Source organism: Streptomyces cyaneofuscatus, assembly GCF_042718795.1.
Classification (GTDB): Bacteria; Actinomycetota; Actinomycetes; order Streptomycetales; family Streptomycetaceae; genus Streptomyces; species Streptomyces cyaneofuscatus_A.
In genome coordinates this window covers 60314-71774 of the sequence record NZ_JBHXOX010000021.1, presented here as the reverse complement: position 1 = coordinate 71774, position 11461 = coordinate 60314, and the positions used below count along the sequence as shown (strand labels likewise).

The 11461-nt window shown below is 74.0% G+C and carries 6 protein-coding genes; 1 reads left to right on the top strand and 5 read right to left on the bottom strand.

Annotation, left to right across the window (positions count from 1 at the left end; translation table 11 throughout):
- Positions 1-50: 50 nt before the first annotated feature.
- The gene (locus ACFWRT_RS23820; protein ID WP_380950146.1) at positions 51-374 is read left to right on the top strand and encodes a chorismate mutase; all 324 of its coding nucleotides are present in this window, start codon (positions 51-53) and stop codon (positions 372-374) included.
- A 315-nt stretch (positions 375-689) separates the two neighbouring features.
- Here the strand turns inward: ACFWRT_RS23820 and ACFWRT_RS23815 are convergent, their stop codons facing one another.
- The 5 genes from ACFWRT_RS23815 to ACFWRT_RS23795 form a co-directional block, all read right to left on the bottom strand.
- The gene (locus tag ACFWRT_RS23815) at positions 690-2444 is read right to left on the bottom strand and encodes a peptidase (protein ID WP_380950145.1); all 1755 of its coding nucleotides are present in this window, start codon (positions 2442-2444) and stop codon (positions 690-692) included.
- Positions 2445-2538: 94 nt separating this feature from the next.
- Entirely contained in the window at positions 2539-4419 is a 1881-nt protein-coding gene (locus ACFWRT_RS23810) for a GMC oxidoreductase (protein ID WP_380950144.1), read from the bottom strand.
- 49 nt (positions 4420-4468) lie between these two features.
- A complete protein-coding gene (locus tag ACFWRT_RS23805) occupies positions 4469-6085 on the bottom strand; it encodes a succinic semialdehyde dehydrogenase (RefSeq protein WP_380950143.1) in 1617 nt (538 codons plus the stop codon).
- Positions 6086-6384: 299 nt separating this feature from the next.
- Entirely contained in the window at positions 6385-8055 is a 1671-nt protein-coding gene (locus ACFWRT_RS23800) for a serine/threonine-protein kinase (RefSeq protein ID WP_380950142.1), read from the bottom strand.
- Positions 8056-8215: 160 nt separating this feature from the next.
- Entirely contained in the window at positions 8216-11389 is a 3174-nt protein-coding gene (locus tag ACFWRT_RS23795) for a protein kinase (protein ID WP_380950141.1), read from the bottom strand.
- Between the last annotated feature and the right edge of the window lie 72 nt (positions 11390-11461).

Sequence of the window (11461 nt, the reverse complement as noted above, 5' to 3'; positions counted from 1 at the left end):
TCCCGGGCCCATCGCCCGGGGTGGCCTCCGACCCACCAGGAGTCACCACCATGAGCAGCATCACCACCAGTCCCGCCGGAAACACCAGCACCACGACCCCTGCCGAGCGGACCGGCGCCCACACCGACGAGGCCGCCGCCCTGATCGGCGGCGCCCGGGAGCGCATCGACACCCTCGACGACCGGATCATCGGCCTCGTCCAGGAACGGATGGCCGTCTCGGCGGTCATCCAGGAAGCCCGGATCACCTCCGGAGGCCGCCGGGTCAACCTGTCCCGCGAGACGGCCGTGCTCGGCCACTACAGGGACGCGCTGGGCAAGCCGGGTACCGCTCTGGCGATGACCCTGCTGGAGCTGTGCCGCGGCCGGGTGTGACCCGGGGGACGGCACCAGCAGGACCGTATCTGCGTTCGGTGCCCGTCTCACCCGTACGGCGCGTGACCGGGACCGGCGTGCCTTCGTTGGTCCCGGTGTCCGTGCCAACCAGGGGCGGCATCGATGGAGTACCACGCGTGGCTCCGCCGGGACGTGTGACGTACCGCAGGTACGTCGTGGGACCACATCCCGGCGCACGTGACCGGTCCGCAGGGGACAGCAGCCCGGTCACCCCATGTGCGGCCGATCCCGGGGACGCCCGGATCGGCCGCATCGGGACGCGGAGGCCCGCTCCCTCCTCCGCCGCTCTTCCTCTCAGCTCTGCCGCGCAGCCCGTCGCCGTGCCGCCGTGAACAGCACCAGGCCCGCCGCCAGCGCCGCGGCCGCCGCGCCCGAGGCGATCAGGGCGGTCGATCCCGTCGAGGCGAGGCCGCCCCCGCCGGCGGAGCCGCCCGTCGTACCCGCCGCGCCTGCGCCCGACGTGGCGGACGGGGCGGACTCCGAGGGGCCGGTGGTGCCGGACGGGGCCGGGGCCGAGGTCGGCGGGGTGGACGGTTCGCCGGAGCCGCCGCCCGTCGCACCACCCGACTCGGAGCCCTCGCCCTCACCCTCACCGTTCACGATCAGGTACGCGGTGTTGTTGGCCGGCTTCGGGTCGAACGGCAGCTTGGGGTTCTGGAGCAAGGGGCCGCGGATGGTGACCGCGCCCTCCGCGCCGACCGCGCTCCGGTCGATCCGCAGTGCGAACGGCAGGTCGAGGCCGCCGCCGTCCAGCACGGTCATGGAGGCGTCGCAGACGTAGCGCGGCGCGGGGCTCTTCTGGTCCTCGCGGTATCCGCCGCCGGCGGTCACCGCGCGGCAGCGGTCCGGCTTGTCCGTGACGGTCGTGCCCGGCGGGACGGTGAAGTCGAGGGTGGCGACACTCTCGCCGGAGCGGAGGTAGCTGACCCAGGCCGGGCCGTCGTTACGGAAGCCGATGTCCGCCGTCACGGTGGAGCCCTCGGCCCCGGCCACCTTGTCGCCGTACGCCACGAAGTCGGCCGTGTTCTCCGTACGGAAGTCCGCCTCGTGCAGGTTGTCCCACGGGTTGAGGTCCCCGCCCCGGGCGGTCGCGCCCTTCTTCGCGGGGGTCTTCGCCGGGACCGCCTTCAGGACGGCGCCGGTGCCGCGCTCGAAGGGGGCGCCCGCACGCTGTGCGGTGCGCTGGGCGGCGCTGTTCTCGTGGATGCTGTAGACGAACATGTCGAAGTAGGCGCGGTCGGTGACCTCGATGGTCAGCGGGGTCGCCAGGGTGTACGTCGCGCCCGCCTCGAAGGAGCCGTCGACCGAGCAGAGGGCGGTGGTCCAGCCGGCGCCCCGGGAGCCCGGACCGCCCTCGGCGTACTCGCAGTTGGAGTAGCGCTCGGGGATGTCGAGGCCGCGGGAGTACACCAGGCCGAGGAGGACGCCGTCGGCGGCGCGGGTGCCCCGGTTGGTGAAGGTGATCGGGGCCTTCTGCCGGTCGCCCACAGTCGTCCGCTCCTTGAAGGGGAGCTCTTCCATGACGAGGTCGGCGCCGCCCACGGTGACCCGGGTGGTGAACGGTGTGAAGGTCGCGCCCTGGGACTGTCCGGTCACCCTGATCGTGCCGGTGTCGCCCTCCTCGCTGCCCTCGGCGGCGGTGAGGAGGAGGTCGTCGATGCCGCGGAGGCCGGCCCGGATGCCCTGGTCCGTGCAGACCGCCTTCGCGCCGGTGACCTCGCAGTCCGAGGTGTCCTCCACGGCCGCGTCGGCGACGCCCGCGATGCCGCTGAGGTCGAAGGTGACGGTGAACTCCGTCTCGTAGTCGTCGTCCTCCTCGTCCGCGCCCGGGTTGTTCAGGGTGATCCCGAGCGTGGAGTGGAGCGGCTCGCCGCTCTCCGGGTACGGGTGCAGCGCGGTCTCGGCGGGGCCGCCGATGGCGAGCACCGGCGCGTCCGCGGCCTGCGCCGGGGCGGCCGTGCCCGCGAGCGAGGCCGCGGCCAGCAGACCTGCGGCGGCGAGGGAGCCCGCGGCGCGGCGCAGCGCGGCTCTCGGGGAGAAGCGTGTCATCGGGGACCTCTGGTACGTGGCGGGCGCTGTGTGACTGCTGTGAGGCAGCACGGGTTCGACCACGCAGCTTCCCGGACAGTTGCCCGGAGAAAGATCACGGATTGGGTACGGGGGTGTTCCCGACGCCTTCGATGCCCGCCCCGGCCTCCGCCGTCCCCTTCGGCGGCACCACCGGAATGCCCAGGAACGGCAGCTTCAGCGCGCCGAACGCGTCCTTCGGTACGGCGGGCGCGAGCGGTTCGACCGGGGTGAGCCGCTCGTAGGCCGCGTCCTGCCCCGGGCGCGGGTCCGCCTCGCCTTTGTTGGGCCAGAAGGACATCGCGCGCTCCGCCTGGGCGGTGATGGTCAGCGAGGGGTTGACGCCGAGGTTGGCGGAGACCGCGGAGCCGTCGACGACGCTGATGCCGGGGTGGCCGTAGAGGCGGTGGTAGGGGTCGATGACGCCCTCCTCCGCGCTCGCGCCGATCGGGCAGCCGCCGAGGAAGTGGGCGGTGAGCGGGGTGCCCATCAGCTCGCCGACGTTGGAGCCGGCGAAGCCGTTGATCTCCTCGGCGAGGAGGGTGGCGCTGCGGGTGGCCTCGGGGATCTGGGTCGGGTTGGGCGCGCCGTGGCCCTGGCGGGCGGTGAGCAGGCCTTTGCCGATGCCGCCCGGTTTGCGGTACGTCGTCAGGGAGTTGTCCAGCGACTGCATGACCAGGCCGATGATCGTGCGCTCCGACCAGTGGTGGTTGGAGAGCGAACGCGCGGCGAGGGTCGGGTGCTTGACCATGTTGGCGAGCCAGCCGCGCACCCGGTGGGCCCCGTAGGGCACCTGGAGGATCGACATCGCGCCCATGGCGTTGGAGCCCTTGCCGTACCGCACCGGCTCGATGTGGGTGTTGCCGTCCGGGTGGATCGAGGAGGTGATCGCGACGCCCCGGGAGAAGTCGGCCTTGGCGATGCCGTGCTTCCGGCGGTAGCGGCGGTCGCTGGTCTGGGAGCCCACCAGCGCCTCGGAGTTGGTCCGGGTCAGCTCGCCGAGCCTGGCGGAGAGCCGGGGCAGCAGGCCGCGGTCCTTCATGGAGTGCAGCAGGGTCTGCGTGCCGTACGTGCCCGCCGCGACGACCACCTTGCGGGCGCGCAGCCTGGTGGGCTTCGCCTTGCGGCGGCGGTCGGTGGGGACGGTGAGGACGCGGTAGCCGCCCTCGGGGTCGTCGGTGACGGCGACGACGGAGGTCATCGGGTGGATGACCGCTCCGGCCTTCTCGGCGAGGTGGAGGTAGTTCTCGTTGAGGGTGTTCTTCGCGCCGTGGCGGCACCCCGTCATGCACTCGCCGCACTCGGTGCAGGCCTTGCGGGCGGGTCCGGCGCCGCCGAAGTACGGGTCGGGGACGGTGTCGCCGGGCTTGGCCTTCGCCGTGCCGTCGGCGTCCTTGCCGTCGCCGAAGAAGACGCCGACCGGGGCCAGGTGGAAGGTGTCGCCGACGCCCATCGCCTCGGCGGCGGCCTTGAGGTGGATGTCGGACGGGGTCATGGTCGGGTTGAGGCGGACCCCGAGCATCCGGCGGGCCTGGTCGTAGTACGGCTTCAGCTCGTCCTGCCAGTCGGTGATCGAGGCCCACTGGCGGTCCTCGAAGAACGGCGCGGGCGGCACGTACAGCGTGTTGGCGTAGTTGAGTGAGCCGCCGCCGACCCCGGCGCCCGCGAGCACCATGACGTTGCCGAGGAGGTGGACGCGCTGGATGCCGAAGAGGCCGAGGGCCGGGGCCCAGAGGTAGTTCTTCAGGTCCCAGGAGGTCTTGGGGAGCGTGCCGGGGGTGAAGCGCCGGCCCGCCTCCAGGATGCCGACGCGGTACCCCTTCTCGGTCAGCCGGAGCGCCGACACCGCCCCGCCGAAGCCCGAACCGACGACCAGGACGTCGTAGTCGTACGCGGCGTCGTCCTCGGCCGGCACATGGCTCACGGGCTGTTTCCGGGCAGGGCTGTGCTGGGACATGGCGCTCCTCGGTACGAAAAGGGCAGGGTTACGACGTCTTGGCGGGAGCTCAGCGCAGCCGGAACGCCTTCATCGCCTTGAGGCTGCGGGTCATGAACGCGGCGTACTTCTCGTCGTCCATGCCGAAGGACGGGGCGAGCGGGATCAGCCGCTGCTGGGCGACGGTCTGGGCCTCGGTGTACTTGAGGATGCCCTCGGAGCCGTGCCGCCGGCCGAGTCCGGAGTCCTTCATGCCGCCCATCGGGGACTGGACGCTGCCGTAGGCGGGGGCGTACCCCTCGTTGATGTTGACGGTGCCGGTGCGCAGCCGGGCGGCGACCTCGTGGCCGCGCTTGGAGTCGGTGGTCCAGACGCTGGAGTTGAGGCCGTACGGGGTGGCGTTGGCCTCCGCGATGACCTCGTCCTCGTCGCTGAAGCGGTAGATGGCGACGACCGGGCCGAAGGTCTCCTCGGTGCAGACGGCCATCGGCGCCTCGACGCCGTCCAGGATGGTCGGCTCGTAGAAGAGGGGGCCGATGTCGGGGCGCGCGACGCCGCCCGCGACGAGCGTGGCGCCCTTCTCGACGGCCTCGGCGACGTGCCGGGTCACCGTCTCCAACTGGCGCTCCCCGACGAGGGAGCCCATGTCGGCGCCGTACGCGAGGGAGGTGCCGAGCCGCATGGCCTTGGTCCGGGTGGCGAACCGCTCCACGAAGTCGTCGGCGACGGACTCGTGGACGTACAGCCGTTCGATGGAGATGCAGAGCTGTCCGGCGGAGGAGAAGCAGGCGCGGACGGCGCCCTGGGCGGCCTTCTCCACGTCGGCGTCCTCCAGGACGAGCATGGCGTTCTTGCCGCCGAGCTCCAGCGAGACGCCGACCAGGCGGGAGGCGGCGCCGATGGCGACCTCGCGGCCGGTGCGGGTGGAGCCGGTGAAGGAGACGTAGTCGGCGCGGCTGACGACCTCGGGGCCGACGACAGGGCCCTCGCCCAGCACGACCTGGAAGACCTCGGCGGGCAGCCCGGCCTCGATGAGCAGGTCGCGGGCCCAGAGCGCGGTGAGCGCGGTCTCCGTGTCGGGCTTCATCACGACGGCGTTGCCGGAGACGAACGCGGGCAGCGCGTCGCCCACGGACAGCTCGAAGGGGTAGTTCCAGGGGGCGATCTGGCCGACGACCCCGCGCGGCTGGCGCAGCTCGGTGACCTTGGTGAGGGTCGGGACGACCCCGGTGTGGCGGCGCGGCTTGAGGTAGGCGGCGGCCTTGCGCCCGTAGTGGCGGGCGGCGACGGCGACGGCCTGCACCTCCTCGTGGGCGTGCAGGCGAGCCTTGCCGGTCTCCAACTGGATGAGGTCGAGGACCTCGGACTGGCGGCTGAGGACCAGGTCGTGGAAGCGCAGCAGGATCGCGGCCCGCTGCCGTACGGGGGTGGCGGCCCAGGCGGGCTGGGCGGCGCGGGCCCGGTCGAAGGCGGTGGCGACGTCCTCGGGGGTGGACTCGGGCAGGTCGGCCAGCTTCTCCCCGGTGAACGGCGTGTGGTTGGCGGTGCGGCCCGATCCGACGACGCCGCGGATGAGCTGGGCGATCACCTCGGGGGTGACCACGTCGGCGGCCGTGCGCACGCCGGCGGGGGCGACCGCGACGGGGTTCGTACCGAGAGGGGCGTCAGGGGCCTGCGAGTCCGTCATGAGGCCGAGAGTATGTCCAGCCGCACCCTTTGGGTACCCGTCGGTAACAGTTTTTCACAGGACCCGCCACCCATCCGGGACCACCAGCACGACATAGCCAGTGATCGCTGGCGACATAACCGCTGATCAGGGGCGTTCCGGCGGACCGGGCGGCCGCGGTCAGCCCGTCGCGCTCAGGAATCATGAATTCTCGACCCCTCGCGTACGGAAGTTCCCGGTGTGGCGTCGCGTGGCGTGGCGTCGTGTGGCGTCGCGTCGCGTCGTGTGGCGTCGCGTGGCGTCGCGTGGCGTCGCGTCGGTCAGCTCTGCGCGCCCGGCGCCCGCCAGCTCCGCAGCATGATGTCGAACTTCTCGCGGCTGGTCTCCCAGCCCTGCTGCGGGGCGGTCAGGTAGAGGGCGTACTCGGGGCCGCCGGACCCGCCGTAGTACATCTGGTCGATCCCGTGCCGGGGCCCGGCGTGGTCCTGGGTCTCGTGCCAGGTGAACTCCCAGAGGGAGCCGGGCCGGTCGCGGAAGATGTTCTTCTCCAGCCTGATCCGCTGGTAGCCCGGCAGCCGGTCCGCCAGTTGTTCCTCCATGTTCTGCATGTGCAGATACGGATGCTCGAAGTCCGGGTCCGGGTCGACGCTGATCCGGATGCGGTGGGCCCCGCCGTCCGGGGTGTAGTCGATCTGCCCCTCGTTCACCTCGCGCGTCCAGTCCTGGGGGACGACCAGGCTGAAGCCCGCCGGATCGTCGACCCGGTGCCAGCCGTCGGGTATCTCCGGCGCGGGGCCGGGGCCGGGGTCGGTGGCGGAGGGCTCCGGAGTGGTCCGAGGCGCGATGGGCGTGGGGGGCGTGGTGGTCGTCCGGCCGTCGGCCGACGCGTCCTGCCCGTACCGCATCGCGGCCAGCCCGCCCGCGCCCCCGAGGACCGCCGCCGCGACGACCACGACGAGCACCGTGCGCCACCGCCGGGAGCCGGCGCGCCGGGTGACGGGGGCGGAGGGGTGGCCCGCGACGGGGGCGGTCGGGGTCGGCGTGGAGGGGACCGTTCCGGTGAGCCGGGCCGTGGAGCCGTCCGGGCCCGCGTACGCGAACCGGTCCTCCTCCGGCACCCGTTGGGTCGGCACATGCGCCTGCGCCGAACGCGGCTCCCGGCCCTCCATGGCGTCCAGCAGCATCTGCTCGGTGTCGGCGGCCGTGGGCCGGTCGGCCGGGTCCTTGCGGAGCAGCGCGGTGATGACGGGGCCGAGGGGACCGGCGTTGACGGGCGGCGGCGGTTCCTCGGTGACGACGGCCTGCATGGTGGAGATCGGGGACGTACGGCGGAACGGCGAGCGGCCCTCCACCGCCGTGTACAGGGTGGCGCCCAGGGACCAGAGGTCGGAGGCGGGGCCGGGGTCGCCACCGCGTACCCGTTCGGGCGCCAGATAGTCGATGGAGCCGACCAGTTCACCGGTTCTGGTGATGGTGGAGTCGCCCTCGATCGCGGCGATCCCGAAGTCCGTGAGGAGCACCTGACCGTCCCGGGCCAGCAGGACGTTGCCGGGCTTGACGTCGCGGTGCAGCACCCCGGCGCTGTGGGCGGCGCGCAGCGCGCTCAGGACGTGGAGGCCGATCCTGGCCGCCTCGCGCGGCGCGATCTCGCCCCTCTCCTTGGCCTCGTCGGCGAGCGAGGGCCCGTCGACGTACTGCATGACGATCCAGGGCCGCTTGTCGTACTCGATCACGTCATGGACGGTGACGACGCCGGGGTGCGTGATGCGGGCGGCGGCGCGCGCCTCCTTCTGGGTGCGGGCGTGCAGCACGAGCCGGTCGGCCTCGGCGACGTACAGCCCGGCGGTCAACTCCTTGACGGCGACCGTGCGGTGCAGCACCTCGTCATGGGCGCGCCAGACCTTGCCCATGCCGCCGCGGCCCAGCACCTCGCCCAGCCGGTAACGCCCCGCCAGCACCAGTCCTGCGGCCGTGCCCTGTGATCGATCCACGTGTGTCCCCGCCCCCGTTCCTCAGCTTGCCAGATTACGGAGCGCGGGCGGCGGGGCGGAACGGGGGATCGCCCACGAGACCGCACTGTGATGGTTGTCGGCACCGGACAACGGCCGTGACCTCCGGCCCCCGGTGACGTGCGGTCAGGCGGTCAGGCAGTCACCCGGTCACCCGGTAGGAGGCGATGGCCTGCTGATAGATCTCGGTGACCTTGTCGCGTTCGTTCTCCGGGCCGATGACCTGGACGATGTGGTACCGGCCGTCCACGATCATGGCCAGATTGCGGACGTAGACCTCGCGGCCGCCGCTCTCCTGCCAGGTGAACTGCCCCTCGGCCATGGCCTGTCGGCCCACGTCCACGCGGCGCAGCCCGGAGGAGGTGGCCCAGCTGGATTCCCGGAACGGCTGGAGCTCGGGCTGCTTGACGCGCTGGTAGTCCAGCGGGTCGCCGCCCGCCGCCTTCACGGTGTCCCGGCCGGGCACGACGAGGAGGGTGAACCCGTCGCTGCCGTAACGGATCTGACGGTCCGCGTTGGCGGGGCTGCGCTGCCAGTCCTTCGGTACGCCGACCTCGAAGCCCTCCGCGTCCTTGCGGAGCGTGTAACCGGAGGGGAGCGCGACGGCCGAGCGGCTGGTCTGCGGCTGCTGGGAGCCGGTGTCGGTGCTCTCCCCCTCGGAGGGGGCGGGCGAGTCGGAGGCGGCGGGCGGTGGCGGTGCGGCGGAGCCCGTGGACCGCCCGGGGGCGCCCTGCTGGGTCCCCTGCTCCTGCTTCGGCATGAACAGGAAGGCGTACGTGACGGCCGCGGCCATCAGCAGCAGGATCAGGATCAGCAGCAGCCGGCCGAGGTGGCGCGGCGAGCGCCCGTCGCGCGGGCGGGCGGGCTCACGCAGCACCCGGGGGCCCTTGGGCTCGCGCGGGGCGCGGGACGGGCGGGGCTCCTCCCAGGCGTCGGCGGGGTGCGGGCGGCCGTGGTCGGGACCGGGGGGCAGCAGCGACTCCTGGCGCGGCGGTGGCTGCCGCAGGTCGTGCCGTTCGGCGGCGCGCTGCTTCTCGTACTGCTGCCGCTGCCGCTTGCCCTGCCGGTGGCGGCCGTGCGCGGAACCTCCGCCGAACCGGCCCCGGCGCCTGCGGACCAGCTCGCCCCGGCGGCGTACGACGGGGAGCCGGGTGGCGTCGGGCGCGGGCAGCGGGACGACGTCGGCGCCCGCCTCGGGCTCGGGGGCGGACCGCACGAGCGAGCGCAGCCAGCCGCGCAGCTCCTCGAAGTCCGGCCGCTCGGTGGGGTCCTGGCGCAGCAGCGACTCGACGACGGGCCGCAGCGCGCCGCACTCCTCGGCGAAGGCGGGCGGCTCGGCGCAGACCATCTGCACCAGCTCGGCCGCGCTCTCCTCGGGGTAGGGGGCGTGGCCCTGGACCGCGCGGTAGAGCAGGGCGCCGAGCGCCCACAGGTCGGTGGAGGGGCCGATGGGCGGGGCGAGCTGCCAGTTGTCGTGGACGGGACCGGCCTGCTCCGGCGCCCAGCGCTCGGTGACGGGTCCGACGACCGCGATCCGGGCCTGCCGGGCGCGCTCGGCGGCGAGCGGGGTGGCGGGGCCCCGGTAGACGGCGGTCTTACGGCTGCCCGCGACGGCCTCCTCCCAGGTGCTGGCGGGGGTCCGCTCGGCGGGGAGGCGGGTGGCGGGGGCGATGGCCGCCTGTCCGGGGCGGCGGGAGTCGGCGCGCAGCGCGTCCGCGCCGGAGCCGCCCGCGGGGACGGAGCGCCCGGAGCCGGGGCCGTCGTCCCAGGTGCCGGCGAGGTGGACGCGGCGGGGCGGGCGGGGGCCCTCCTCGTCGTCGTCCTCGTCCTCGTCGTCGTAGGGGTCCTCGGGCGGGCGGGCCCAGGGGGAGGTGAGGCGGGGGCCGGGGAGAGCGGGGGCGTCGGGGCCCTGTTCGAAGGCGTCGGGCTCGGGGCGCGGCGGGGGGAGGATGCCGGTGGCGTCCTCCTCCGTGCCGGGCGCTCGCTCGGAGAGGCCCGCCTCCGCGCCGGGCGTCCCCTTGGAGAGGTTCGCCGGGGTGCTCCCGGCCGCCTGCTGACGGTCCTCGGTGACCCGGGCGGCGGCGCGCGCCCCGGCCCGGTAGGCGGCGATCGCCCCGGCGCGGGCGGCCCGCAACTGGGCGGCGCTCGCGGCTCCGGGCTCGGCGGGGGGCCGGGGGGCGGGGGTGTAGGGCACGGCGGGGGTGGCGGGACGCGGGACGAGCTCCTGGCCACCGGGGGCGCCGTACGCCTCCGGAGACCCGGGCGTGCCGTGCGCCTCCGGAGTCCCGGGGGCCTCGGGCGTGCCGTACGCCTCGGGAGTCCCAGGGGCGTCGGGTACCTGCCCGTCACCTTCGCCCCGGTCCGGGCGGCGGTACGCGTCGTGCTGCGGCGGCCGCGCCCGCACATACGGCGGTACGAGCGGGAGTTCCTGGCTGTCGTCCTCGCTGTCGTCCCGGCTGTCGTACGCCCTGGCCGGCGGCAGCGAGTAGGCGCCCCGGCCCTCCGGCGCGCCGGACCGCGCGCCCGGCAACTCACCCGGCTCGTCGGCGTCGACCGCCTCGACGACCGGTATCCCGAGCGTGTCGTCGGCCCCGCCGACCCCGGGAGCCCCATAGGCCCCGGGCGCCTCGTAAGCCTGCTGCCCCCCGTACGCCTCCGAGTGGCCGCCGTACGCCTCCGACGGCCCGCCGTACGTCCCTGCGGCCGCCGCCGGCTCGTCGTCGGGCAGCGGCTCGGGGGCGTACCCGCAGAGCGCCTCCTCGGCGGCGCCCGCCGCGAGGCCGGTGAGCATCACACGGCCGTCGTCGCAGACCAGGACCGTGCGGGCGGTGATGTTGCGGTGGGTCCAGCCGTGCGCGTGGAGCACCCGCAGGGCGGTGAGCACGTCGGAGCCGATCTCGGCGGCCCGGTAGGGGTTCAGCGGGCGTTCGGCGAGGAGGGCGGCGAGCGGGCGGGCCGCGACGAGCTCGCTGACTATCCAGAGCGAACCGGCCTCGGCGAACACGTCGAAGACCTGGTCCAGCCGGGGGTGGTCGGGCACCTGGGCGGCGGCCTGCGCGGCCTCGATCGCCCGCCGGACCGCGGGGTCCGTACTGCGGCGCACCGCCCGCCCGGTGGTGCGCCCGCCGCCCGGCGACCGGCCGTCGGCGTCGAGCACCTCGGCGTCCACGATCTCCGGCAACGGCACCTGGCGGACCAGGACTTCCTGACCGCTGTATGTGTCGAACGCCCGGGTCTCGACCAGTTCGTACCCGTCGGACGGGGGCAGCGGCAGGCGGTAGCGGTCGGCAAGCACCCGACCCGCGTAGTCGTCCACGACGCCTCCCCAGAGCGCGCTGTTCCCCCGGTCATCTGTTCCGTACGAATCAGTCAGTTGTGGTCATTCGGC